Annotated in this window: 20 protein-coding genes; 5 read left to right on the top strand and 15 right to left on the bottom strand. The window is 69.8% G+C overall.

The window, feature by feature from the left end; translation table 11 throughout:
* Positions 1–53: 53 nt before the first annotated feature.
* Together LZ198_RS22600 and def are read right to left on the bottom strand one after the other, a co-directional pair.
* A complete protein-coding gene (locus LZ198_RS22600) occupies positions 54–1,121 on the bottom strand; it encodes an NADH:flavin oxidoreductase/NADH oxidase (protein WP_253974103.1) in 1,068 nt (355 codons plus the stop codon).
* Between the two features lie 160 nt (positions 1,122–1,281).
* Entirely contained in the window at positions 1,282–1,893 is a 612-nt protein-coding gene (gene def, locus LZ198_RS22595; RefSeq protein WP_253974102.1) for a peptide deformylase, read from the bottom strand.
* Positions 1,894–2,662: 769 nt separating this feature from the next.
* Here def and LZ198_RS22590 point away from each other — a divergent pair.
* Entirely contained in the window at positions 2,663–3,388 is a 726-nt protein-coding gene (locus LZ198_RS22590; protein ID WP_253974101.1) for a TonB C-terminal domain-containing protein, read from the top strand.
* A gap of 55 nt (positions 3,389–3,443) precedes the next feature.
* Positions 3,444–3,941, top strand: a complete 498-nt coding sequence (locus tag LZ198_RS22585; RefSeq protein WP_253974100.1) for a hypothetical protein — start codon at positions 3,444–3,446, stop codon at positions 3,939–3,941.
* Between the two features lie 13 nt (positions 3,942–3,954).
* On the opposite strand, the gene LZ198_RS22580 is transcribed toward LZ198_RS22585, so the two are convergent.
* Positions 3,955–5,112: a fatty acid desaturase family protein gene (locus LZ198_RS22580; RefSeq protein ID WP_253974099.1), complete on the bottom strand. Its 1,158-nt coding sequence runs from the start codon at positions 5,110–5,112 to the stop codon at positions 3,955–3,957.
* Positions 5,113–5,384: 272 nt separating this feature from the next.
* On the opposite strand from LZ198_RS22580, the gene LZ198_RS22575 reads away from it, so the two are divergent.
* The 3 genes from LZ198_RS22575 (at position 5,385) to sitI6 (ending at position 8,215) form a co-directional block, all read left to right on the top strand.
* On the top strand, positions 5,385–6,605 hold the full coding sequence (locus tag LZ198_RS22575; protein ID WP_253974098.1) for a type I restriction endonuclease: 1,221 nt from the start codon (positions 5,385–5,387) through the stop codon (positions 6,603–6,605).
* Between the two features lie 184 nt (positions 6,606–6,789).
* Positions 6,790–7,485 (top strand): SitA6 family polymorphic toxin lipoprotein, encoded by a 696-nt coding sequence (sitA6, locus tag LZ198_RS22570; protein ID WP_253974097.1) that lies wholly within the window; start codon positions 6,790–6,792, stop codon positions 7,483–7,485.
* A gap of 1 nt (position 7,486) precedes the next feature.
* Positions 7,487–8,215, top strand: coding sequence for a SitI6 family double-CXXCG motif immunity protein (gene sitI6, locus LZ198_RS22565; RefSeq protein WP_253974096.1), 729 nt, complete (start codon positions 7,487–7,489; stop codon positions 8,213–8,215).
* Between the two features lie 23 nt (positions 8,216–8,238).
* On the opposite strand, the gene LZ198_RS22560 is transcribed toward sitI6, so the two are convergent.
* The 12 genes from LZ198_RS22560 to LZ198_RS22510 form a co-directional block, all read right to left on the bottom strand.
* Entirely contained in the window at positions 8,239–10,269 is a 2,031-nt protein-coding gene (locus tag LZ198_RS22560; protein WP_253974095.1) for a RiPP maturation radical SAM C-methyltransferase, read from the bottom strand.
* Complete coding sequence (locus tag LZ198_RS22555; protein ID WP_253974094.1) at positions 10,253–11,185, bottom strand: polyprenyl synthetase family protein; 933 nt, start codon at positions 11,183–11,185, stop codon at positions 10,253–10,255. The genes LZ198_RS22560 and LZ198_RS22555 overlap by 17 nt, the downstream gene beginning before the upstream one ends.
* A 29-nt stretch (positions 11,186–11,214) precedes the next feature.
* Positions 11,215–12,669, bottom strand: coding sequence for a S41 family peptidase (locus LZ198_RS22550; protein WP_253974093.1), 1,455 nt, complete (start codon positions 12,667–12,669; stop codon positions 11,215–11,217).
* Positions 12,670–12,679: 10 nt separating this feature from the next.
* Positions 12,680–15,862, bottom strand: coding sequence for a type 2 lanthipeptide synthetase LanM family protein (locus LZ198_RS22545; protein WP_253974092.1), 3,183 nt, complete (start codon positions 15,860–15,862; stop codon positions 12,680–12,682).
* Positions 15,859–17,010 carry a cupin domain-containing protein gene (locus LZ198_RS22540; RefSeq protein WP_253974091.1) on the bottom strand — a complete coding sequence of 384 codons (1,152 nt, stop codon included), beginning with the start codon at positions 17,008–17,010 and terminating at the stop codon, positions 15,859–15,861. The genes LZ198_RS22545 and LZ198_RS22540 overlap by 4 nt, the downstream gene beginning before the upstream one ends.
* 3 nt (positions 17,011–17,013) lie before the next feature.
* Complete coding sequence (locus tag LZ198_RS22535) at positions 17,014–18,246, bottom strand: cupin domain-containing protein (RefSeq protein WP_253974090.1); 1,233 nt, start codon at positions 18,244–18,246, stop codon at positions 17,014–17,016.
* Positions 18,247–18,277: 31 nt separating this feature from the next.
* A complete protein-coding gene (locus LZ198_RS22530) occupies positions 18,278–19,210 on the bottom strand; it encodes a phytanoyl-CoA dioxygenase family protein (RefSeq protein WP_253974089.1) in 933 nt (310 codons plus the stop codon).
* Entirely contained in the window at positions 19,207–20,016 is an 810-nt protein-coding gene (locus LZ198_RS22525) for a phytanoyl-CoA dioxygenase family protein (protein ID WP_253974088.1), read from the bottom strand. Before LZ198_RS22525 ends, LZ198_RS22530 begins: the two co-directional genes overlap by 4 nt.
* Complete coding sequence (locus tag LZ198_RS22520) at positions 20,013–21,122, bottom strand: prenyltransferase/squalene oxidase repeat-containing protein (RefSeq protein WP_253974087.1); 1,110 nt, start codon at positions 21,120–21,122, stop codon at positions 20,013–20,015. Before LZ198_RS22520 ends, LZ198_RS22525 begins: the two co-directional genes overlap by 4 nt.
* A gap of 3 nt (positions 21,123–21,125) precedes the next feature.
* Positions 21,126–22,067 (bottom strand): hypothetical protein, encoded by a 942-nt coding sequence (locus LZ198_RS22515; RefSeq protein WP_253974086.1) that lies wholly within the window; start codon positions 22,065–22,067, stop codon positions 21,126–21,128.
* A 237-nt stretch (positions 22,068–22,304) separates the two neighbouring features.
* Positions 22,305–22,433 carry a hypothetical protein gene (locus LZ198_RS42945; RefSeq protein ID WP_256559814.1) on the bottom strand — a complete coding sequence of 43 codons (129 nt, stop codon included), beginning with the start codon at positions 22,431–22,433 and terminating at the stop codon, positions 22,305–22,307.
* Positions 22,434–22,649: 216 nt separating this feature from the next.
* On the bottom strand, positions 22,650–23,153 hold the full coding sequence (locus LZ198_RS22510; protein ID WP_253974085.1) for a YcjF family protein: 504 nt from the start codon (positions 23,151–23,153) through the stop codon (positions 22,650–22,652).
* Positions 23,154–23,255 lie beyond the last annotated feature (102 nt).

Below are 23,255 nucleotides of genomic sequence, written 5' to 3'. Positions count from 1 at the left end.
CGCCGCTTATCGCGCGAGCGGCGCCCCCGTCGCAACCCCGCGGCGCCGGCCGCTCAGTTGCGAGCCCGCTCGTACTGGGGTGGCCAGGCGACGTCGGCGCCGAGCGAGCGCGCGGCGCGCAGCGGCCAGTACGGGTCGCGGAGCAGCTCGCGCGCGAGGAACACCATGTCCGCCTGCTCGGTTCGGAGGATGTGCTCGGCCTGCATCGCGGAGCGGATGAGTCCCACCGCGCCCGTGGGAATCTCCGCCTCGCGGCGGATGCGCTCGGCGAAGCGCGTCTGGTAGCCCGGACCGGTGGGAATCTTCACGCCGGGGACGGCTCCGCCGGACGAGCAGTCGATGAGGTCCACGCCCTCCTTCGCCAGCAACCGCGCGAGCGTGATGGAGTCCTCGACGGTCCAGCCGCCCTCCGTCCAGTCGGTGCACGACAAGCGCACGAGCAACGGCAGCTCGTCGGGCCACTGCTGCCGCACGGCCTGGACGACCTCGCGGAGGAAGCGCGAGCGGCCCTCGAAGGTGCCGCCGTAGCGATCTTCACGGTGGTTGGTCAGCGGAGAGAGGAACTCGTGCAGCAGGTAGCCATGGGCCGCGTGAATCTCGACGACGCGGAAGCCCGCGGTCCGCGCGCGCACCGTCGCATCCGCGAAGGCCCGCACGACGCGCGCGATGCCGTCCGCGTCGAGCGGCTCGGGCGCCGGGGACTTCGCGTCGAAAGGCTCCGGGCCCGGCCCCACCGGGCGCCAGCCCCCGGCGTTCGGTGCGACGGCGCCACCTCCCTCCCACGGGGGCGCGGTGGACGCCTTGCGGCCAGCGTGGGCCAGCTGGACACCCGGCGTCGCCCCCTGCCTGGAGATGAACCGCGCGATGCGCGCCAACGAGTCGATGTGCGCGCCCTTCCACAACCCGAGGTCCTTGGGCGAGATGCGCCCGATGTCCTCGACCGCCGTCGCCTCGACGAGGATGAGGCCGGCCCCGCCCACCGCGCGACTGCCCAGGTGCACGAAGTGCCACTCGTCGGCGAAGCCATCCGATGCCGAGTACTGACACATGGGCGAGACACCGATGCGATTGCGCAGGGTGACACCGCGCAACGTCAGCGGGGCGAACAACAGGCTGCTCATGACTCCTCCAGGGGTGGCCCGTGTCGGGCCCACCCTCGTGCCCCATCATGCGGGCGGCCTCCAGGCGACGTCGCGCGAAGTCACCACCACTGTCAGATGGTGCGCGCGCCCAGGGGCGCGTCCTGTCCGGAACGCGATGGGTGGGCGGCTCCGGAACGCGTCAGCGTTTCGTCCCGGGGGACGTGGCCAGCCCCAGCGCCTCCCGCACGTCGGCCGTGGAGCGCCCCGCCCAGTAGCGACGGTGGTTCTCCAGCGTCGCGAAGCTGCGCGTCTCCATCCGGTCCAGGTAGAGCGTGCCGTCCAGGTGGTCCAGCTCGTGCTGGAGGATGCGCGCGTACCAGCCCGTTCCGCGCACCGTCACGGGCTGTCCCCTCTCGTCCAGCGCCTCCACCCTCACGCTCCGAGCCCGCGCCACCAGCGCCGTGAAGCCCGTGACACTGAGGCAGCCCTCGTGGAACTCGGCCGGAGTGGCGTCCTCCACGACGAGGCGCGGGTTGATGAGGACGTGGAAGGGAACCGGCGACCGCTCGCGCGCCGCGAGGTCCGCGGGAGGCACGCCGGCCTGGTACTCGGCGCGGTCCTCGACGACCACGAGTCGCACCCCCACGCCCACCTGCGGCGCGGCCAGTCCGACCCCCGGCGCATCCCGCATCGTGTCCCGCATCAGCACGATGAGGCGCTGCACCTCGGGGCTTCCAATCTCCTCGGGCGTCAGGTCTCGGGCTTTCTGACGCAGGACCGGCTCTCCTGCCTGGACGATCTTGAGCACCATGCCCCGAGGTTAGCAGGCATGCAGGGCGGGCCTCGCGTCCAACGACGCACACCTCCCGGCCATCGCCCGAGGAGCGCGGCGGGGTGGAAAGAACTAGGCTGGAACCCTCCACGCGGGCCGGCATGGAGCGCCCCTCCGGGCGCCAGGGGATGTGGGAGTCGTGATGCGGCGGTATCGACGCCTCGCATGGGCGGGCCTGGCCTCGTTGGCACTCCACGCCCTCGTGCTGGCGCTCCTCTGGAACACGCCGCACCGCGTGCCCCCGGCGCCCCGCCCTCCAGCCCCCGAACCGCTCTTCGTCGAGGTCGTCACCCAGCCATCGGCGCCCGCCGCGCCCGTGGCGAGCGCTCCTCTCGCCCCACCGACCGGACGCCCCCCCACGCGCAAGCCGGCTCCCGGCGCGGCGCCCTCCTCCCCCCCGAGCGCTCCCGAGACTCCGATTGTCCTCGCGCCCGTGGAGGCCCCTGGACCTCGGGAGACCGGAGCGCCGCCGCGGACCTCCAGCCCCGAGGCACCCAGTGAGGTCGTGCCCTCGGGTCCGCCCCCAGCACCCACCCCCCCGCCCCCTGCCCTCGCGGACAGCCCACTGCGCGCGCCACCGCCTCGGGGCGGCGCTCCGCTCTCACTCCCCTCCCACCTCTCGCCCGGGAAGCCATCGCCGTCCCTGCCAGGGGGGCCGATCCAGAGTGGGAAGACGGTCCGCCCGGGTGACCCGGGTCCCTCTCCGGAGGCCCTCGCGCGCGAGGAGCGCGCCCGTGTCGGCGAACGCGTGCAGGGCTTCATCGACGACCAACAGGCCGCCATCCGCGTGGCCAACGGGTTGATCGACCCCTACTTCAGCCGGCTGCGCGAGGCGCTCGAGGATGGGTTCGAGGATGCCCCGGTCTTCTCCGGCACCAGCGTCCTGCGTCAGGCGGCGACCGCCTGGGGGACCCAGTTGAAGAACTACGGCGCGACCGGCACTCCCAGCGCCTCCGTCCCCAACGCGCCCACCATCGCCGAGCAGCTCAAGGACCGGGAGCTCGAACGCGGCGACGTCGACGCGGAGGGACTCCGGGCCCGGAGCCAGGTCGGGGACGAGGTCCTGAACCTCGCGCGGGGAGGCGGCGCGAAGCTCATCGTCACCCTGGAGCTGCACCAGGGCCCCGACGGCTCGCTGCGCGACGCGAAGCTCGTCAGCCTCAGCGGCAACCCGGCCTATGACGCCTTCGTCCTCGGCGCCGTGCCGGGCTCGCTCGTGAAGCTCGCGCCCCCACCGCCCGACGCCCGCGGTGTCCGCCCCGAGGGCATCCACACGCTCTGGGCGGTGGAGGGCCGCGTCGTCTACTTCCGGAAGCTCAAGGACGTGAGAGGGCGGGACTCGCTCACCATGGCCGCGATGGCGGCGGCGGGGATCCTCGCGGGGCGCTTCGAGGAGACGACGGGGGAGCTCGAGGTCGTCGACTTCAGCAACCCCCGCTTCGTGTGCCAGGCCCGCCTGCTGCGCGTCTACTGATGCACGACGGGCCCCCATTGGCCCCACCCACGGCCGAGCGCTAGGCTGGGACACCATGGCTCGCCGCAAGAAGGCCGATGAGATGGCCGCCCGCGTCCGCAACCTGATTGCGATGGACGCCAACGGCATCATGCGCAGACTCGAAGCGCGACGTGACGAGATGTTCAACCTCTTCTCCCGGTTGCGCAGCCGGGAGCCGCTGCTCGAGACCATCGACTCGCGCTACGCCGACAGCGCCTTCGAGCAGCTCGTCCACCTCTCCGAACAGGAGCAGGCTGTGGTGGACCGCTACTACAGCAGCCTGGACGAGATGCGGTGGTACTTCACGTACACCGAGGACATGCCCGGCACGGCGCAGGTCAACTTCGTCAAGCTGCACAAGCGGCTCGAGGAGGCCTATCGGCTGCTCGTGGTGACGCTCGGGCCTCCCGCCTCCGTCGACGGCGCGAGGGTCGTGGACGTCGAGGTCCTCCGCCGGGAGGAGCCCGAAGCCCCCTCTACCGCGAAGACCCTCACGCGGCCCCAGGGACCGCGCCGAGCCTCTCCCGCCTGAGGGCGCGTCCGGCTCAGGCCGCGGTGGCCGGGATGCCGTCCGTTGCGGGGAGTGGAACCTCCGCCTTGTCCACCGGCGTGAGCCTGCGCATGGAGCGCTTGCCGACGACCACGTCCACCATCTTCCGGACGCGGGTCCACACGCTCTCCTGCACGTAGGGGATGCCGTACTTCTCGCAGAGGGCGCGGACCTTCGGCTGCGCCTCGCGGTACTTGAGCATGGGCAGGTCTGGCCAGATGTGGTGTTCGATCTGGTAGTTCAGCCACAGGTGCGCGAAGTCGTTCAGGTCGCCACCCGTGCGGTAGTTCGCGCTGCCGATCACCTGCTGGACGTAGCGGACGCCCTTGTTGGCCGGGGATGCGTCGAACCGGTAGAGGTCCTCGCCGGTGTGGTTCGGGCCGACGACGAGGAAGGTGTGGACGCTGGTGAGGACGTCCGCGAGCAGCGAGTTGCAGAACGCGCTGAACACCGCCCACGGCCCGATGACGAGGAACAGCGCCGGGAAGAGGACGAACTGGACGGCGGCGTACGGCAGGTAGCAGCTCAGCAGCAGCTCCTTCCACTCCGCGCGCGTGAGCGCCCCGCCGTCACGGCGCCCCTTGCGGCGCAGGGCGCTGAGCGTCTCAGGGGCGTAGTAGGAGGCGCGCCACGTGAGGGCCAGCAGCACGAGTTGGAGGTAGCGGAGCGCGAGCGGGCGGTCGGGGTTGCGCAGCGTGCCCTCCGCGTTGCGCTCCAGCAGGTCCGGGTCGGCCTCCTCGCCGGTGTACGAGTGGTGGAGCACGTTGTGCTCGAACACCCAGGCATCCGGCAGCATCCAGTCCAGCCAGTCGAGATAGCGGCGCGCGCCCTTGGCGAAGCCCTTGCCCGTGCGGGAGTGCGGGATGCCTGGGACCCGGTCGTAGCCCCGGTGTCCCACGTGGTGCATGAGCAGCCACCGCGTGGAGCGGCCCACGCTGAGCGCGGCGGCGCTGAAGGGGTTGGGGGCCAGCCAGCAGGTGGCGACGCCCAGCAGCGTGCCCACGCGCCCCCACCACTCGATCTTCCGGAGGTGCTTTTCGTCCGCCGCTCCGAGCCCCGCGTCCAGCTCCGCCCGCAGCGCCTTCAGCTCACGGTGGAAGCCCTCCGAATCCACGGACGCGAGGTCGAACTCAGGGGCGACGGGCGACGACATGCGGGAAGTACCTCGGACGAGCCAGGGACGGAACAGCGCGTCAACGGTAGCCGCACCCACGGGACGACGGGAAGCGATTCTGGAAAGCCCCCCTGCCCTGCCCACCTCCTTGCTCAACCCTGGCTTCACCGATTCTGGCTGGGTCAATGACTTTCGCGGTGTCAAACCAGACCTTGCTCTGCACTCATTCGATTGACGTTTGAGGCAAGCGCAGGCCTTGCGTTAGCGTAAACCACACCACGGATTGATGTTCCTGAACACGAGGGAATGACATGGGTCTTGGTGAGGATTTGAAGCTGCTCTCGGAGCAGGTTCGAAAGAGGCAGGCTTTCATCAAGGGGGAAGAGGCCACGAAGCAGGCCCTCATCCTCCCGTTCATCCAAGCACTCGGCTACGACATCTATGACCCGACCGAGACCCAACCCGAGTACGTCGCAGACTTCGCAAAGAAGCGCGGCGGGGTGATGGAGAAGGTCGACTATGCCCTGCATCTCCGGGGACAACCCGCCCTGTTCATCGAATGCAAGGCCGCCGACACCACCCCGGAGGATCATGACGGGCAGTTGGCTCGCTACTTCAACGCCACGCAATCCGTCCGCATTGGTGTCGTGACCAATGGAACCCGCTATCGGTTCTTCACCGACCTCCAATCCCTCAATGTGATGGATGCAACGCCGTTCATGGAGTTCAACATCCTCACATTCACGGACCGTGACGTCGAACTCCTCCGCCCATTCACCAAAGAGTTCTTCGACGCGGCATCGATACAGGGACACGCCGAGGAAATCATCTTCGTAGGGAAGGTCACGACTCTCATCAACGAGTTGCTGCGCAACCCGTCGGAGAGCTTCGTGCGATTCCTCCTGGCGGAGGTCGAGCTGGTCTCCGGGCGCGTGACCCGCAGTGTCGTCGAGCGGTTCATCCCCATCGTCAAGAAGTCCATCCAGACCACGCTGCTGGACATGATGACCAAGTCGATCCAGCAGGAGATCGCCCAACCCAACATCCCAGCACCTGCACCTGCCGTCGTGACATCTCCCGTCGAAGCGCTCCAGCGAACGGTCGAGGCAGGCGACACGGCGACCAGCGCGCAGGTCGAGACGACGGAACTCGAACTGGAGATCTTCCGAATCGTCCAGAAGCTGTGCGCCGAGTCCGCACTCAAACAAGCCATCAGCTACAAGGACTCGACGACCTACTTTGGCATCAATCTGGGCAAAGTGACGTCGTGGTTCCTGAGGGCTTTCACGAACGGCAAGAAGAAGTCCTTGGTCACGAGACTGCCCGCGGAGCAAGCCGCGATGCTTGCGCCAGGATTCGAGGTCGAGACGGCACCAGATGGAATCGGACGGAGCCGCGTGTACTTCAACGCATCGAGTGACATCGAGAAGCTCCGAGCGCTCGTCCTCGTCGCTTTTGAGGAAGAAGCCCGCCGGCAGAACAGCGCTCCGACAGAATCCAACCCTTCTCCCGAAGGCTCCTCCGTAGTCTGAACGACCGAGCTCACTTCTCGGACGATCTACCTTCACCAGGCCCCCAGCGTTCAACGACTGGGGAGGGGCACCACAACGAGGAGCGTCGAGGGGCGAACGGACTCGGCGTGAGCTCGGATGTTGGTCCGCAAGCGGGTGCAGCTCGTCTACGGGAGCGCGGCCTCGAGGCAGCGCGGGGGAGTCCATGAGACTTGCGGTGCTGTTGTGGTGTGCGGTCCTGGTGACCGCATGCGCATCGATGCCAGACCCCGTCGGCGACGAACTGCTCGACAGTGGCGTGGACGACTCCGCAGAGGAGTGCGCGAGGTCAGCGGCCTCCGGGGAGGAAACCGGGTGCTATGCGCCCGCCTGTAGCGAGGAGGAATGTGGGCTATTTCGCTGTGAGGATCTTGCCTCGCCCCCACTCGCGCTGCGGTTCCCACCAGCGCAAACCGGCGGTGCGACAGCCCGCATCCAGAGGTACTGGGGCGGCGCAATGCCGTTGCCTGGGCGGATTCCCGTCTTCATCATTCCGTGGTACCGGCGCGACGAGTTGCCGAGCGTCAAGGCGGCAAGGAAGGCCATCGCCGAGTGGACGAAGCGGCCGAAGGAGCGGCACCACATCTTTCCGCGCGCCTTCGCGGGCTACTTCGAGTTCGTAGGCATCGACATCCATCAGTACACCCTGCTGGTCGCTGTCGAGGAGCACCAGCGAGTCCACGCGGGCGGAAAGGGAGGTCCCTGGAATCGCGACTGGAGGAAGTGGATTGAAGCAAACAGGATTTCGGCGACCCGCGACGACCACTTCAAACAAGGAGGACGGATGATCGCGAAGTATGGGCTACTCGGCATGCCCATGACGTATTGGGAGACCCTGCGGCTGTACTCCACCGGAGAATGAGATGCGCTACTACACGCTGCAGGAACGCGAGAAGGTGCGGTGGAGTGGCGGCTACGACATGGGCCGGCGCTGGGCCCTGCCCGGCGTCTCGTGCCCCATGTGCTCCGCGCAGTGGGGAGGAGGAGGATACGACTACCCGGCAGTGGACTTGTCGGGGCTCGGGCAGGTAGCGAAGCTGCTCGAGCGTCCGCGAAATGTTCCCTGGGCAGAGTTCGCCGCATTGCGTGACAGCGTATTGCCGTTGGTGCCGCAGGGCGCGGTGGTGACACCAGGCTCGGGCTTTGGCCCATTGACCGGGAGAGCACGGGGCCAGTTCGGCCCAATCAGTGTCCACATGCCCTGGACGCTACTGGTCCGGCCGGACGTCATGCGGCTTCTCGATGGGCTCACGGGCGCGGTGGCGGTCCCCGCGGCGTTCCGGCGCGTCAAGAGCGATGGCCAGCTGCTCGAGTTGCAGGTGATGCCGGGCGGCAGGCTGGTTGGCGAGGACCGCCACAAGCCATGCGAGACGTGTGGACGATCGAGCTGGGTCCTCCCTCCGCCAGCGAGGTGGCGTCTTGCAGCGCCACCATCGACCGACTTTGCTCGAGCAACCGCGACGGTGGTGGTAGTCAGTGAGCGCGTCGTTGAGCGGCTCGAGCGACAGCTCGAGGAGTCCGACATCGTCGCGCTCGATGTGAGCGGCCCACGAGGGGCCAAGAGACAGACCGACATCGCTTCGCCCGGATGACCCCAGGGAGGTCACTCCCACCACTATGACGCCCGGGACCACCTCGCGCCTTCGTCCTCCTCGAGGCTCTCGCGCCAACGGTCCACGTCCGTGTAGCCCCCGGGGAAGTCCTCGTCCGAGTCTGGAATCCGCGACACCGCGCGCAAGGCCAGGGCGATGAAGCGATCCGCTTGTCGCAGCAGCAGCTTGCGCCTCACGAGGTCGTCCAGGAGGGCCTGCACCTCCTCTCGCGGCACCTCTTCGCCTCCAAGCCTCGCGAGCCCCTCATGCAGGCTCTTCGAGGTCTGGATCCCATCACACTGGAGGTAGATCTGCCTCGCGAGCCCGGTGAGGAACTGTTCGCGCGCCTGGGCACAGGGCCGCGTATCCACCAGGAGCAGCCGCTCGCCCTCGTCGAACATCCGCAGCACCGGCGCCTCCGCCGTGCCACCACCACCTCCGCGGTTCCACAGCTTGTTCCACCGGCCGATCTCCCGCATCACCTGCTTCAGGAAGGGCCGCCGCTCCAGCTCCTCCTTCGCGGATCTCCGACGGGCGTCATGGAAGTAGTACGCCAGCTCCCCCAACGCCTCGCGAGCGAGCGGATAGACATGGGCGTAGAGCGGGTACGGCTCCAGTTCGAGCCCGAAGCTGGCGGGCCGCTGGTGATAGGGACTGAAGCGATGGAATTGGATGCGATCCACGCCCGGAGGCTGGAGATGGGTCACCCAGGGCAACCACTCGGCCATCTCGCCGTACCAGGCGTCCTGCTCCCCGGGCACGTCCCACAGGAAGTTCCACGTGATGAAGATGCCCAGCTCGCGCGCCCACTTGAGCAGTTGGACGTTCTGCAGCGCCGTGGTCCCCTTGTCCACCCGTCGGAGGATCTCGTCGTGCATGCTCTCGACACCCGGCTGGAGGCGGCGGATCCCCGCCGCGGCGAGCCGCTCCAGCTGCGAGCGCTTCAGGTTGACCTTCGTCTCGAAGAAGAGCGTGTAGGGCGTCTCCGTGGCGAGGTGCGGCGCCAGCTCCTGGATGTAGGCGAGGTCCATGATGTTGTCGACGATGTTGAACTTGCGGATGCCGTAGCGCGTGGACAGCTCCGCCAGCTCCCCCAGGACCCGACTGGCGCTCTTGGAGCGGAAGTCCATGTTGCCGCCGTTCAGTCCACAGAACGTGCAGTGGTGCTTCTTGCCCCACCAACACCCCCGCGACGTCTCCATCGCGAGCCCCGGGAAGATGAAGGGCGCCAGCGGCGAGGCCTCGAGCGCCTCGAAGTAGTCGTCGAAGTCCGGCACGGGCGTCGTGTCCATGCGTGACACGGAGGCCCTCGGCGCCGGGGAACCTTCGGGGAGGCGCAGGTGTGCCTCGCCGATGACCCCCACCGGCAACAGCCGCGCCGGGATGTCCCGCCCATGCTCCAGGATGCGTTGACACAACGCGGGGAAGAGCGCGTCCCCTTCTCCGGAGACGACGAAGTCCACCCAGGGGAAATGGCGCCGCGCGCTCACCCCCATGTCCCCCTCGCAGTTGGCGCCCCCCATGACGGTGATGACGTCCGGCGCCAGCTCGCGGACCTTCCGGAGCACCGCCAACGAGGCACAGTGCTGGGTGAACGTGGAGGTACATCCGACGATGCGCGGCCGCGTCGCCACGACCCGGGCGGCGACCCGCTCGACGAAGCCCCCGGCCGCCTTTCGCGCCGCGAGCAGCGCCGCGCGCGGGTCGCCACTGAAGCGGCTCTTGCTCAAGAGGCCACGGGACACCGGCGCGGACAGCACGCGCTCCAGGTAGTCGTCGCTCTCCGGATGGAAGCCGGGGAAGGCGGCCTCCGCGAAGATCCACTCCCCCACCAGGAACTCCTGCTTGCTGTCACAGATGGCGACGTAGGCGTCGAGCCCCACCTCCTCCGCGAACCACAGGCAGGGGTAGAACGTCTTCGCCGTCAGCCCGGCGCGTATCAGGGCGGGCTTCAACAACCCCAAGGCCATCGAGGGCTGGTTCAGCACCGGGAACGGCATCGACAGCAGGCAGACGTCATACCGGTACGACGCCACATCAGGTGTCGTTGCCATGAGGCCCCTCCGCCGGACGCCAGGAGCGCTCCCACACGAGCTCCGTGAGCCCCGCGAGCAGCGGGAGCGTGCCCCCCTTGCACGAGGCGAGCGCCTTGACGGCCTGGTCCAGCAGCTCGCGCAGCCTGCGCCGGGCGAGCTCCACCCCGTGGAGCTGGACGTAGTTCGTCACCTCCCCCTTGCCCACCGTCCGCGCGTCCCCGGCGTCCAGGAGGTCGTCGGAGATCTGGAACGCCCTGCCGAGCAGCTTCCCGTACCGGGCGAGCGCCTCGACCTGGGACGCGTCCGCGCCGCCCACCTCCGCGCCGATGACCATGGCCGCCTCGAAGAAGCTCGCCGTCTTCCAGGTATGGACGTGGTCGAGCTTCTCGGGCGTCACGTCCTCGGCCTGCGAGAGCACGTCCAGGGCCTGTCCTCCCGCCAGCCCCGCGGTGCCCAACGCCTGGCAGAGACGGGAGATGGCCTCCGTCACCCGCTCCGCGGGCACCGCCCGGATGGACGCCAGCAAGCCGAACGCATGCACCAGCATCGCATCCCCCGCGAGGATGGCGAGCGCCTCTCCATGCACCTTGTGCAGCGCGGGTCGGCCGTTGCGCGTCTCCGCGTCGTCCATGGCCGGCAGGTCGTCGTGCACCAGCGTCATCTTGTGGATCATCTCGATGGCGCAGGCCGCGGGCAGCGCCGCCTCCAGGCTCCCCCCCACGAACTCACAGGCCTCCAGGCAGAGGATGGGCCGCAGGCGCTTTCCATCCGCCAGGAGGGCCTCTCGGATGGCGGCCGTCAGGGGGCCCGAGCCAGGAGGAAACTGCTGGTCCAGCGCCCGCGTCACGAGCTGTTGCCGCTCGCGCAGCCGCCGCCGGAAGTCGATGCTGGACGAGACCTCGTGCGCCCTCGCCGCCAAGTTCGCTTCGGACATTCCCGCTCCCCTTCCTTTCGTTGTCGCGACTACCGCATCCCTGTCAGCACCTCTCCGGCCACCTCCAGCAGGTCCCGCTCCCCGTGGAGGAGATCCGCCCGCGTCGGCGCGTGGAGCACGTCGGGGACCACCCCCTCGCGCTCGAGCGGAAGGCCCGCCCGCGCATGCACGCGCTGACACCTCCGGACGGCGACGCGAAAGCGCGGCCCCTCGGGCAGGGGGCGGAAGGCGTCACTGCCGGAGAGCTTGAAGAGCGTGCTCTGCGGCCATGGCGACGCGCCGCCCCCACCCGTGCGCGCGGCCGTCCCCACCACCCGCCCTATCCCGTGGTCCTGGAATCCCGCCGCGAACATCTCCGCGGTGCTGTACGTCAGCGCGCTCGTGAGGAGCACGACCGCGCCCGTGTACTTCCGTCCCAGTCCATTCGCCTCCGCCACGGGCGTCAGCGGCAAGGCCTCCGAGAAGGTCCGCCCCTGCGCCGCAGCGCGCTCGACGGCGCCTCGCCACTCCGCGAGCGCTGGCACCGAACGGACGAGCGAGGTGGTCAACGGCGTCAGTCGGAACTGGAAGGGCTGGGGTTGGATCCTCCGCGAGGTGAAGAGCTGGAGCAGCCGCTCCCCACTCCGCACGATTCCGTCTTCGCAGCGCCGCAGGTCCAGGATGACGCCCTGGTGGGGCATGTCAGTCAGTGCCCGCGTGAACTGCTCCAGGACGACCTCGGGGCGCCCCGCGAACGAGTCCACCCGGATGTAGCCGAACGTCCCCCGCGAGGTGTCCACCCGGCGCGCGAGAAGCGCGCCTTCGTTCTCGAGGCGGACCTCGGAGGCTCCGCTCAGGGAGGAGGCGAAGTGCCGCGCGAGCCACGCGGCGTCCGCCACCTGCCACACCAGCCGGACCTCCTTGTGCATCCCGCGCGCGGACACGCACTCCAGGACGACCGCCTCTTCATCGGGCGGAGGCAGCATCGACAGGGGTCGGAAGGTCAGCGTCTGCACCGCCTTCGCGTGGCGGGCCTCGGGATGGGCGCCGTGTTGCCACGCCCGGTGACGTCCGAGGACCTCGGCCAGGGCGGCGCCATTCCACGAGACGAGGATGTCTCCGCGCTCCAGCGCCTCCACGGCGGAGTCGAGCACCGTGACGCGCGGGAACTCCCCCTCCAGGAACTCCCCCACCAGGAAGGGCAGGAACGCGACGTGGCTCGCGAAGGGTTCGGGCAGGGCGCAGTGGGTGTGGCGGTCTCCCAGTCGCGCGAAGACCGCGAGCAGCTCCCGGTGGAGCTGGCTCCGCTCCGAGGGCAGCGCGCGTTGGAGCGCCTCCAGCCGTCCCAGGGGCGCCACCTCCGTGAGCGCGTCGTCGGGCAGGTGGACATAGGCCTGCTCCAGCAACTCGCGGGCCTGCGCGACGACCTCGTCGCCGCCGGACACCGGGCCCCGCGTGCGGGCCAGGAAGGAAGTGAGCCGCTCCATCATGCCGTTCCGCTCCATGGGCCGTCCCTCATTCCCAGACGAGCACCGAGGGAAGACGGCCCGGGAAGGCGAGCCGCAGCAGTTGGTAGCCGATGCCCGAGAGCCCCTGGAAGAACGCCGGCTCGAGGAAGCCGCCCTGCTCGACCCCGGCGAACCGGTAGCCTCCCGTCCGAGCCCGCCGCACCACCGCGGAGGCCTGGCGGAGCGCCAGCGCTTCGAGCCCCTCGTCAGCACTCGAGCGTGCCGCCGAGAAGAGCAGCTCGATGACACCCGCCTGGCCACAACACACCCCGTCCCGGTCCCCCAAGCCCTGCTTCCTCACGCGGGAGACGGCGGCGTCGATGTCGCGCCGCACCGCCACGGAGTCGAGGACGGCCCGCCCCGACAGGCGCGCGAGCCCCACGCCAGCTGCCCCATGACACCAGGTGTTCGTGAACGAGGGCGCGCCCCCCCGGACATGCCGGAAGTCTGGCCAGCCTGCCTCCGAGGGGACGAAGACGGAATCCTCGAACGCCAACGCTCGCTCCGCCGCGACTCGCAGCCGTGAGTCCCCCACCACGGCGTGCAGCCGCAGCAGCGCGAGGGCAATCCCCGCGGCGCCGTGAGCGATCCCCGTCAGTGGTCGTCCCTTCCTCGCGAACCATGCCGCGCCCGCCGGCTCACAGGGGCGCTGGTGTTCGAGCAGGTGCGCGCCACATCGACGGGCCCGCTCCAACGCCGTCTCCAACCCCGTCGCCTGATGCAAGACCAACAACCCCAGGAGGGCTCCCGCCGCGCCCGACACGGTATCGAACTGGTCGTCCGCCGCGATGACCTCCGGGGTGATGAGGCTCGCGGCCCGGGAGGCGTCGTCCAGGAGCGCGGGTTCCCCCAACAACGAAGAGGTCCGGCACAGCACGTAGAGGAAGGAGCCGATGCCCGAGGCCGCGCCCAGGGGATACCCCTCCTGCGCCGCGAGCTCCGGGGTGGCCGACGCCACGAACCGCCGCAACGAGGACAAGGCCGCGAGCGCCATCTCGCGGCCCGTACCGGAGACGTGCTCCAGCGCCGCGTGGAACAGCGCGATGCCTCCCAGGCCGTCGTACAGGTCCAGGCGCAGCGGGCTCAGGGGATGCTGCCCCGAGTGGGGCGCCAGCCGAGGCGCGAGCCACGTGGCCCCACCATCGGCCGCGGGGATGGACCGCGCGCGCAGCCCGGCGGCGATGGAGGCGGCCTCCGCGACGAGCGCCTCGCGAGACAGGGGCGCTTCGTCGCAACGAGGAGGTTCCTGCCCGGACCGCGAGGCGGACGCGGGGTCCCGGGAGGCGCCGCCCATGCTCAGCGCCGCGTGGATGAAGCGCACCTGGGACGCCAGGTCCGCCTCGTCCAGGAGCGAGAGCTTGCGCCACACGCGCTCGCGGCCACTCTCCAGGAACGCCTCGGGCAGGACGTACCCCGTGGGGAGGGTGAGCGAATGGCTGTCCGCGCGTGCCCTGAAGCAGGGAAGGTCCAACTGCTCGAGGGACTCCAGCTCCGCCGCGAGCAGCGGCCAGTACCGGGCCTTCTCGGGCGATTCCACGTAGAAGCGGCTGAGGATGTCCGTCTCGAGGCTTCGCTCCACGCCGACGCGCAGGTGCTTCGGCGCGCCGAGCCGCTTCAGCAACAGCCCGTAGATGCGCGAGGCATGGAAGACGAACCGAATCTCCTGGGAGGCCAGGCGCGCGAGCGGCGAGCCCGGCTGGCTCAGCTCCCTTCGATGCTCGCGGAGCTGCCGGTACATCCGGGTGAAGCCCTCGACGAGCGCTTCAGCGTGCGCGGAGACCCGCGGACGCTCGTCACCGAGTCGAGGCAGGTGGTCCTCCGCCTCCAAGCGGATGGGCACCTGCTCCAATCCCATGGCATCGGTGTTGATGTGATGCCACTGCCTCCGCAGGTAGCCGGTCACCTGTCCCGCGGTGGCCCCCAGCCCGCTGATGTCGACACGCTCCCCCCGAGGCCCCACGTCCCACGCGGGGAGGAAGCCCGCGCGACAGACGGAATCGACGACGAGGTCCCGCGCGAGCGCTTCGTCCGCCCCACCGTCCCGGCGCTGGTGGGGGACGTGGTGCATCAACATCTCCGTGTCGATGAGGACGGGGAAGGCGCCCGCGGCGACGACGTTCTCGTAGAAGCAGTCCGAGGCCTCGAGCACGTAGAGGAGGCCCAGCAACATCCCCGAGCGGACATAGAACCGTCGAAGCTCTCCCGCATCCGCGCAGGGCGCGGGCACCGCGGGCTCCACCCAGCCCCACGCGCCGCGGTCGAGCACCCGCAGGAGGTGGAAGTCTCCCCCGCGCGCATTCAGCGCCTCGAGCAGCTCGTACCAGGCCACCTCGACGCCCAGGCCCCGAGGCTTGAAGTAGAGGCGCGCCCCTCCTTCGAACGTGACGCGGGCGACCGTGCGGCCTCCCAGGTGTCGATCCGAGAGCGAGGATTGGACGGAGGCGATGCGTCCCAGCGGAGCCCCATGCGTGAAGAGGCGCTGCAGCCCCCAGCGGTCCGCCTTCACGGCGCGGGCGAGTTCACCGACCTGCGCCGCCCACTGCTCGGTGACTCGCGAGAGCAGGCGCGCGAGCACGGCGTAGTCGGTGAAGAACGTCCACAGGCCCTCTCCGAGCTGCTGCGCGGTGAAGGCCTCGTACAGCACACGGGAAGAGGGCTCCGCGCGCCCTCCCCGGCTCGAACGGAAGGCCACGAACTCCGCGAGCAAGGCGGGCGCCGCGACATGACTCAACTCGTGGAGCAGGTCCTCCACCAGGTCGTCGAAGGCCGCTTCCGTGAGCAGGGCATGGCACTCGAGGTCGAGCAGCTCCCTGGCGACCTCCGCGAAGGGGCGCAGCAGCTCGACGAAGGGAAGCGCGCTGCCCTGCGTCCGCTTCCCCACCGTCCGTCGCAGCGCCATGGCCCGCCGGAACGTCCGCGTCCACGGGGGCAGCGCCCCCTCGAGCCGGACCTCGCCCAGCCAGGGCAACACCTGCCTGGGTGTGGTGCCGAGCCAGTCGAGCCGCTGCTGGAACAGCCGCGCGTCCCCGCCCGCCGCCTTGTCGCGCCACCGCCCGAGGCGCTCGCTCGCCAGCCGGACACTCTCCGGTCCGTCGTCGGGGACGAAGGCGCCCTCCATGCGCTCCCAGAGCGTCGAGGCGCGCGCCGCGATCCGACGCACCACGGCCTCCTCCTCGCGCGCCTCGCTCACGGGTCCTCCCTCACGCGGAGCACCCCTCCACGAACCAGCCGCCCCGCGAGGACGAGCTGCTCCTTCTCGCTCAGGCCCGGGAGGTCCCGGACGACGATGTCCGAAGCGAGGAGGATGTGGCGCAAGGCCGGGGCGATCTTCGCCGGCCCCACGAGCTTGCCCCCGGAGTATTGGAGGCCCGCATACCCGGGGCCCTCCATGACCCGCAGCACCAGGCCCGGACGCCGCGTGAGCACGGCGCTGATGGCCAAGGCCGCGGGCTCCTCGAGGAGGTCCTCCGTGGGGGGCGGTGGCTTCTGGACGACGAGCCGCTCCGCGAGCTGGGTGAGGGCGGAGTCCAGCTCGAGCTTCCGAGGCAGCTCCGCGAGGAGCGCCTGGAAGGTCTGCTCCATCGTCGTGGACCCCGCCAGGAACCCGGGGGGCAGCCCCCTGCGGAACCGCTCGTCGCGCCGGGCGACGGAGATGGCCGCCCTGACGAGCTCCTCCCAGGTGATGGCCTGGAGGCCGAGCGTCAGGTGCACCGACTGGGTCCGCGCCGCACGGGCCTCGTGGATGAAGCCCCGAGGGATGTAGAGCACCTCCCCGCGCTTCAGCTCGTGCTCCAGGAGCACGGGTGGCAGGGGCGAGGACAGCTCGGGGGTGTGTTCGTCGGGGAGTGGGAGGACGCGCTGCGGTCCTCGCACCTGCCACACCTTGGAGCCTTCGAGTTGCAGGACGAAGGCGTCCATGACGTCGAAGTGGGCCCTGAAGCCCTGCGCTCCAGCGGGTGTCATGTAGAGGTTGGCGCCCACGGGGTGGTGCAGCTCCTCCTCCACGGCGGCGCAGAAGCGGCCCACGGGCTCCCAGAACCGCCCCAACCTGTTGATGATGATCGTGAAGCCCTCGCGCCACGCGGCCTGCACCTGCTCCAGCCGTGGCGAGCCGTCCGGCGCCACCCAGTTCTCATCCCGATGGCGCCCTTCCTTGACGAGCGACATGTCCTCGATGGACCGGGGTGGGCGGTAGGCCAACAGGCGCCCGAGGTCGCGCGACGCGAAGAGGTCCGACCAACGCTCGGGCGCTCCCGGGAGCACCAAGGGATTGCGCTCCCAGGTCTCCGCGAAGAAGACCGTCGGCGCGAGGGGATGGAGCAGTCTCGCCAGGCCCATGCCCTATTCCTCCGAGGCGTGCGTCAGCAACCCCACCCGGACCAGGCGCCGGACGAGCACCAGCTTCTCGTTGTCACCGAGTCCCCCCGGCAGCCGGGACGCGACGACACGGTCCGTCTCGTCGATGTAGCGCAGCGCCTCGGCGATCTTCGCGGGCCCCAGGAGCTGGTTCCCCGAGAACTGGATGCCCGCCACCGCCGCCTCCTGGAAGCGGCGGGTCAGCACCGCGGTCCGCTTCTTCAATGGCGTGTCCAGGCCGATGTCCGCGTGCAACATCGCGAAGTGACCGTCCGGCGGCGGTGGCCTCGCCACGATGAGCTTCTCGGCGTGCTTCGCCAGCGCGTCCGACACCCGGACGTCCCGGTGGAAGCTCGCCACCAGCTCCCGGAACCCCGCCTCCAGCGAGGTCACCGCGCCGGGGTCTCGCAAGAGGCCGGGCGGAAGGGACCTGCGGAACCGGGGGTCACGCTCCGCCATGGCCGCGAGCGCGTCCTCGAGGAAGTCACGCCACGTGCGGACATGGACGTCCACGGTGATGTGCAGGGAGGCCTGCTCCCGCGCCTCGGCCTCGTGCACGAAGCCGCGGGGCACGTAGAGCATGTCTCCCGGGTGGAGGTCCGTCTCCAGGAGCAGCTCGGGGAGCCGCTCGCGCGCCACTGGCGTATAGGAGCCCTCGACCCGGGGCAGCGCCTGACCGGCGCCGTACACCTTCCAGTGCTTCACCCCCTCGACCTGGAGGATGAAGTTCTCCTGGGTGTCGAAGTGGGGCTGCACGCCGTGGTGCCCCGGGGGCGTCAGGTAGACCGCCACGGCGACCGGGTGGCTGAGCTGCCCCTCCAGCTTCCGGCAGAACACCTCCAGCGGCTCCCACGTCTCCTCGAGCCCGCTGAGGACGAGCGTGCTCCCCTTCAGGTAGTTCTCGTAGACCAGGTTGATGTTGGCGGTGTTGTCGAGGTTGAGGAAGTTGTCGCGGACGAACCCTCCCGCCGTCACCAGGTCCAGGCGTCCAGGGCCGGGCTTCTGGTAGCGAATCACCCGGTCCACGTCGCGGATGGAGAACAAGGGCGCGAAGCAGTCGCGCGCGCGTCCCCGCGTCACCAGGGGCCGCTGCTCCCAGTGCTCGCGGAAGAACACCTCCGGCGTGAGCGGGGCCAGCAGCGACTCGAACCCCAGCGCTTCCACGCGCACCGTCTCACCGCCTCGTGGCCCGGCGTCGCGGTCGTCCATTGCCATCATCGCGTTGGGTCCCTTCCCCTCGAGTCCAGGCTCAGCGGGCACGCGGCGCGTCCCACGAACGGCTGTAGACCAGCGGCGTCATCGGTCCGGCGGCCAGCTCTCCCGGCTTCAACCCCGGCAGCGACGTGGCCCGGTTCTCGCGCTGGATGACGTTGGCGTAGAACTCGGACGGATGGGCCGTCTTCGCCAGGGGCTTCTCCGGAGCGACCCGCGCCCCGTCCGCGAAGTAGACGATGACGACGATCTCCCGAAGGATGGACGCGTCGTTGGTCCGGGACGAGTGCAGCGTGCTGGCCCAGTGCGCCGCGACGTCGCCCACGTCGAAGAAGCCGTAGTTGGCGAGCTGGAAGCCCTTGCCGCGCAGCTCCGCCTCGAAGCGGTCCATCGACTCGTCGTCGCCGTTCGAGGTGCCCAGGTAGCCGGCCTGATGGGAGCCCGTCACGTACCCCATCGGAGCCATCTCCGGGGTGATGGCGGTGAGCGGCACCCAGAAGGTGACGATCTTGTCCGTGTCGAGCGGCATGAAGCGGGAGTCCTGATGCCAGGGCGTGTTGGAGCCGCCCGGGCTCTTGAAATACGACTGGTCCCGGAACAGCCGCACCGCCTCCACGCCCAGCAGCTCCGCCGCGAGCCGGGCCAGACGCGGGTTCTGGATGAAGTGACGGGCCAGGTCGTCCCGCGTCCACAGGTTGTTGACGAACATCCAGTTCTTCCCGCTGCCCGCCACCTTGCGCTCCATGGCGTGCGACTCCGCGCTGTGCACCTCCACCACCCGCTTCAGGTGCGGGCGGTAGGCGTCGATCTCCGCGGCGGTCAGGACCCCGGGCAGCTTGACGTGCCCGTCGCGGCGGAAGGTCTCGATCGACGCCTGTGTCAGCGTGTGCGGCTCCTCGAGCGAGGGGAGCCCGAGGGAGCGGACTCCAGGAGAGAGGCCACGGTCCTCGGGGATGACGGGTGCGTTCACCGGCGCGCTCCTTCCGTGTCGGCCGGCGGGCCGCTTCGCCGGAAGACGACGGGGTTCATGGGCCCTGCGGCCACGTCTCCCGGGCGGAGCCCGGCGAAGTAGGACGTCATGAGGCTGCGGCGGAACGGGAGCCCGTCCCCGCTCGTCACCCGGGCCCCATCCGCGTAGAGGCACACGGCGACGGCCTCGCGCATCACCGTGCTCGTGTTGCCCCCGGCGGCATGCAGGGTCCACCCCATGTGCAGCGACAGGTCTCCGGCCTTCATCGGCCCGTTCCGCGCCAACCGGAAGCGGCTCGCCGCCGACGACTCTTGATGGCCCTGGTGATGCGAGCCCTCCGCGAAGACCAGTCCCCCCATCTCCGAGGTGACGTCCATCAACGGTATCCAGGCGGAGAGCGCGCGATCGCTGTCCAACGGGATGAAGGTCAGGTCTTGATGCCACGGCGTGGGCGGCCCGCCGCCCGGCTTGAAGAAGCCGCAGAAGTGGAGGATTCGCACGGCGTCGACGCCGAGCAGCCGGGCCGCGATGGCCCCCAGCCGCGGCGCGGTCACGAAGTCGGCCACGGACCGTGGAGCGTCCCCCAGGCTGAAGAGGGTGTTCTCCGGGCTCGCGCCCAGGTTGCGCTCGCCCTCGGTGAGCCGCTCCCGCTTGTCCAGGATGTAGTCCCGCAGCGCGGGGCGGTAGGCGGCGATCTCCTCCGGGGAGAAGACGTCCCGGAGCAGGACATGGCCCGTGGCGCGCAACACCTCCGCCTCCGCCTCGGTCGACGCCCGCCGCGGGTGGAGTTCCGGCAGTCCGGTCATGAGGTCCTCGTCCATGGCGAGCCTGGACCCAGGAGCAGCGCGCGCACCTCGTTCAAGGCACGGAGCACGGTCGCCGTCGTGAAGACGGCGTGGAGGTCCAGGGAGTAGTTGGTGAAGGTGTGCCGGAGGATGTCCTCCACCGAGGAGATGTCGGGCGGCGCGCCCCTCCAGAGCGTCCACGGCGCGGAGGGCTCCGGCACCACCACATCCGGGCGAGGCACCCGCAGACGGGCGGAGGGAGACCAGCACCCTCGGGGCGTCTGCCACGCACAGAGTCGGGAGACCCCTCCGAGGAGGGCCTCCAATCGCCGAGGTGACGGACGGGCGCGCGCGACCACGCGCAGCGCCTGGGCCAACGCGAACGACGGGGGGCGCGGGCCCTCGAACTCCACGTGGCGCGCCACGCGCTCCAGAGCCCACGCGGCGGCGCGCTCGAGCCGGGCGGCCCGCTCCGAGGGAGACGCCACCGCGTCCGCCACCCCCGTCAGCGCCGCCACCGCCTCCGCGGTGGAGTACTCCTCGTCGAACCACCAGTACGCGGGCCAGTGTCCCCGCGCATCCTGGGTCCGCAGCAGGAACGCGCCCAGCCTCGCGCGGTGGGTGGAGAGGTTGGCCCCCGCGGCGCTCACGCAGACATGCGAGTGCGTCCAGCCCTGGAAGGAGACCTCCGGCGGCAACCCGATGTAGTCCCGCACGTCCTCGTCCGAGGCATACGTCGCCAGGCCGCCGTCCTCGCGCAGGTGCCGCGCCAGGAAGTCCCCCGCGAGCCGGGCCCGCGCCGAGTCACCCGTCCCCAACGCCTCCGCCAGCCTCAATCCCCAGAGCGTGCTGTCGGCATCTCCTGGGACCCAGGCGTTGTAGCTCCAGCCACCGCCCTGCCCGTCCACGCCCTCGAGATACCGCCAGGCGGCCTCCGCGGCCCTGCGCGCGGCGGGTTCGACCAGGCCCGCGAGCACCGTGCCCACGAAGCCGCTGACCCAGACATCGCTCTGGGTGGCCGGGAGCATGAAGTCCGTCCACGCCCCCCTCGCGTCCTGGGCTTCCAACAAGAAGCCGAGCGCCGCCTCGGCGCTGGCCTCCAGGGTGCGCGGGTCCGAGGTCGCCATGGCTCACACCGCCCCATCCACGGCCATGAGCGGCCGGTGCGCGATGCCGAAGTAGGCCTTCGCCTGGGAAGGAGCGCCCGCGCGCAGGACGACCTTCATGTGACTCAACCCGCGCAGCAGCACGAGGTCCTCGTCCCTCGACCCCACCGGCGCCCGCTGATGGCCCACCCAGCGCATCAAGGCCTCGCGCTTGGCGGGCGTACACAGCCCCAGGCGCACGAGCTGCTCGAACTGGCGATGCCAGCGGGGCTCGAGGTGCGGCTGGCGCGCCCAGGGGCCGGCGACGAACCCCGGCTCGAGTCCCAGTTGAGGGTAGAGCTGCTCGCCCACGTCCAGGTGCAACCCCATTAAGTCCGCGTGCGGCGCGAGCACCTCGAGGAGGTGGCGGACCTCGTCCAGCGGCCCCTTCCAACCGATCCGCTCGAGGTAGGCCGGCGCCGCGTCTGGCGCGATGTCGAACACACACAACCGCACGGCCTGGATGGGGCGGGCGATCATCAGCCCGACCTGGAAGTCATCCGTACCGGGTGGACACGCGTCGAAGCAGCGCAGCAGGTGGGACTGGAACGCCTGGGTGACGGGAGTGCCCAGCAACATGGGGATGATGGACTCCACGAGCCAGGGGAGCGGCCGGCGGATGTCCTTCTTCCCAGGCCAGTACCCGAAGAGGAGGTTGGGCCTGGGCTCGTCCGAGGTGGAGTCGAACTCCAACCACGTCGCGCCCGCGTCCACGTAGGCGGGCTCCCGAGTCTCTCCCCAGGCGCGATAGAAGCGTTGCACGCGCCGCCAGCTCTCCGTCCGCAGCGCGTCCGGAACCTGCTGGTCATGGTGTCCGGCCAGGAAGCGGGCGCCGTCCGCCGTGAGGTTGATGGCGCAGTCCGTCTGTGAATTCCCCTCTCCCAAGCGGCACTCGAAGCCCAGGAAGTCCGCCATGGACCGGGGCAACAGCCGCGCGACTCCCCTGATACGGGAGAAGCTCACCGGCGACATGAGCAACGAAGGGAGCAGAGACTCCACTCGTTCCAACGATGAATCCAACGAAGGTTCCATGGCGCCGGTGAAGGACGTCAACGAACAGGAGCCACCGCCAACGACAGCCCCATGACGCACTTCTCGGGGCCTGCTCCCGCGGAATGTCGCCGTCCCATCTCCTGTGTTCGGGGTTCTATTGCGGCCCGGTGGCTACTTGCCGCAGTTGGCTCCCCAGGTGCAGGAACCCTCGGCCATCTGCAGGAGCTGCTCGTCGGTCAGCTCCTGATCGGCCGGCTGGGTGTTCACGTCGACCTGCTGCGTCTCGTGGTTGTTCTCCATGTCCGTACTCCTCCTGTTTGGTTCGTGCAGCAGCACGTACCGCGGGTACTGCGCCGATAGTGCCCGGCGGGGACCAGGTGACACGCGACGTGGAGCCGTCTCGAGAAGACAGACGGCGTCCGGGGCGCAGGGCCCCCGGTGTCGCTCCGCCAGACACAAGACTCTCGGGCCGCGTCCTTCACGGCCCGGCGGCGTCGTCCGCCGCCAGTGATTGCTTCACACGGATGAATCCTGGACGGGAGGAGGCGTGGAGGCCCTCCCCCGCGCGCCCTCGTTCTTCTCGAACTCACGCACGAAGTGAGCGCGCATGGCCTTCGCATCGAACGAGAGCAGGGTGCCCCCTGTCTCGAAATGCTGGATGAAGAGGCGACCGATGGCGCGGGAGAGCGCCGCCATCGACACGGCACCGGACAGGACGCCCGCCGTGGAACCGATGACCGGAACCCCCTTCAACAGGCTGAACACCAGCGGACGCCCCAGCAGCGTGGCCGAGGACGCGCCGATCAACGCCGCGATCACCCCCTTGGCACGCTGCTCGTGGAATGGCACGGCATGGAGCTCCGCCAGCTCACGCATCATCCCCAGTTGGATGAGCGTGAACGTCGCGATGTCCAGCCCCGGGACGGGGAGCGCGCCCGCGCCCATCGCCCACAGGGAGTACTTCTTGACGATATCGCGCGCCTGAACCTCTCGAGCCTCCAGCTTCGCCGTCTCTTCCATGGCAATCGCTCCCGTTCCTTCTTCGCAGGAACCCAGACAGACGCACTGAAGGCTGACTCAGGAACGGGCATCAATCACAACCATTCCTGACGCAATGCATAC

The sequence above is a fragment of the Myxococcus dinghuensis genome (assembly GCF_024198235.1).
Classification (GTDB): domain Bacteria; phylum Myxococcota; class Myxococcia; order Myxococcales; family Myxococcaceae; genus Myxococcus; species Myxococcus dinghuensis.
Note: the sequence above shows the minus strand (reverse complement) of the source record. Positions and strands in the feature narration are given on the sequence as shown.

Bases quoted from the DNA above. Each gene is read 5' to 3' on its own strand.
- LZ198_RS22560 (WP_253974095.1), bottom strand. From the start codon at position 10,269: ATGGCAACGACACCTGATGTGGCGTCGTACCGGTATGACGTCTGCCTG.
- LZ198_RS42945 (WP_256559814.1), bottom strand. From the start codon at position 22,433: ATGGAGAACAACCACGAGACGCAGCAGGTCGACGTGAACACCCAGCCG.
- LZ198_RS22600 (WP_253974103.1), bottom strand. From the start codon at position 1,121: ATGAGCAGCCTGTTGTTCGCCCCGCTGACGTTGCGCGGTGTCACCCTG.
- LZ198_RS22575 (WP_253974098.1), top strand. From the start codon at position 5,385: ATGGGTCTTGGTGAGGATTTGAAGCTGCTCTCGGAGCAGGTTCGAAAG.
- LZ198_RS22535 (WP_253974090.1), bottom strand. From the start codon at position 18,246: ATGATGGCAATGGACGACCGCGACGCCGGGCCACGAGGCGGTGAGACG.
- LZ198_RS22510 (WP_253974085.1), bottom strand. From the start codon at position 23,153: ATGGAAGAGACGGCGAAGCTGGAGGCTCGAGAGGTTCAGGCGCGCGAT.
- LZ198_RS22525 (WP_253974088.1), bottom strand. From the start codon at position 20,016: ATGACCGGACTGCCGGAACTCCACCCGCGGCGGGCGTCGACCGAGGCG.
- LZ198_RS22580 (WP_253974099.1), bottom strand. From the start codon at position 5,112: ATGTCGTCGCCCGTCGCCCCTGAGTTCGACCTCGCGTCCGTGGATTCG.
- LZ198_RS22555 (WP_253974094.1), bottom strand. From the start codon at position 11,185: ATGTCCGAAGCGAACTTGGCGGCGAGGGCGCACGAGGTCTCGTCCAGC.
- LZ198_RS22540 (WP_253974091.1), bottom strand. From the start codon at position 17,010: ATGGGCCTGGCGAGACTGCTCCATCCCCTCGCGCCGACGGTCTTCTTC.
- LZ198_RS22520 (WP_253974087.1), bottom strand. From the start codon at position 21,122: ATGGCGACCTCGGACCCGCGCACCCTGGAGGCCAGCGCCGAGGCGGCG.
- def (WP_253974102.1), bottom strand. From the start codon at position 1,893: ATGGTGCTCAAGATCGTCCAGGCAGGAGAGCCGGTCCTGCGTCAGAAA.
- sitI6 (WP_253974096.1), top strand. From the start codon at position 7,487: ATGCGCTACTACACGCTGCAGGAACGCGAGAAGGTGCGGTGGAGTGGC.
- LZ198_RS22585 (WP_253974100.1), top strand. From the start codon at position 3,444: ATGGCTCGCCGCAAGAAGGCCGATGAGATGGCCGCCCGCGTCCGCAAC.
- LZ198_RS22550 (WP_253974093.1), bottom strand. From the start codon at position 12,669: ATGGAGCGGAACGGCATGATGGAGCGGCTCACTTCCTTCCTGGCCCGC.
- sitA6 (WP_253974097.1), top strand. From the start codon at position 6,790: ATGAGACTTGCGGTGCTGTTGTGGTGTGCGGTCCTGGTGACCGCATGC.